The sequence below is a fragment of the Bacillus sp. 165 genome (genome assembly GCF_017742235.1).
Classification (GTDB): Bacteria; Bacillota; Bacilli; order Bacillales; family Bacillaceae_G; genus JAGHKQ01.
Window position 1 is genome coordinate 1 of the sequence record NZ_JAGHKQ010000035.1, and the last position, 1,101, is coordinate 1,101.

General features: G+C 44.7%; 1 protein-coding gene. It reads left to right on the top strand.

What is annotated here, in order from left to right; genetic code table 11:
- Positions 1–5 precede the first annotated feature (5 nt).
- Positions 6–1,101 (top strand): alanine dehydrogenase (gene ald, locus J7Q84_RS18095; RefSeq protein ID WP_348519879.1); only part of this gene is annotated, 1,096 nt, incomplete at its 3' end.

Genomic DNA, 1,101 nt, shown 5'->3' on the forward strand with positions numbered 1-1,101 from the left:
TGCGTATCGGTGTACCTAAAGAAATTAAAAACAACGAAAACCGCGTAGCAATGACACCGGCGGGTGTGGTTCATTTGGTTCGTTTCGGTCATGAAGTATATATCGAAACACAGGCAGGAATCGGTTCAGGTTTTACAAATGAAGAGTATATACAAGCAGGAGCAACTATCGTAGATGCAGCTGCAGAAGCATGGTCTATGGATATGGTGATGAAAGTAAAAGAACCGCTTCCAAGTGAATATGGCTATTTCCGCGAAGGGTTAATTCTATTCACATATTTACACCTAGCTCCAGAGCCAGAGTTAACGAAAGCATTGATTGATAATAAAGTAATCGGTATTGCGTACGAAACAGTACAGCTGCCAAATGGCACACTGCCATTATTAACACCAATGAGTGAAGTGGCAGGCCGCATGTCTGCTCAAATCGGGGCGCAATTCCTTGAAAAGCCGGAAGGCGGAAAAGGAATCTTGTTAGGCGGCGTTCCAGGCGTAAAACGCGGGAAAGTAACGATTATTGGCGGCGGTGTAGCAGGAACAAACGCAGCGAAAGTAGCGGTTGGTTTAGGTGCTGACGTAACGATTATCGACTTAAATCCAGATCGTCTTCGTCAATTGGACGACATTTTTGGATACCAAGTATCTACGTTAATGTCTAACCCATACAACATTGCCGAAGCAGTGAAGGAATCTGACTTAGTAATTGGTGCAGTGTTAATTCCAGGTGCAAAAGCGCCGAAGCTAGTAACGGAAGAAATGATTCAATCGATGGAGCCGGGCTCTGTAGTAGTAGATATCGCTATCGACCAAGGCGGAATTTTTGAAACGACAGACCGTATCACAACACACGATGAGCCAACGTATGATAAGCACGGTGTGGTTCACTATGCAGTAGCGAATATGCCGGGTGCAGTACCTCGTACCTCTACAATCGCGCTGACAAACGTGACAGTGCCTTACGCAGTGCAAATTGCAAACAAAGGCTATAAGCAAGCATGCTTAGACAACACAGCATTACTAAAAGGAATCAACACATTAGACGGTTATGTAACGTATCAAGCTGTTGCAGAAGCGCATGATTTAGCATATGCGAATGCTTCAG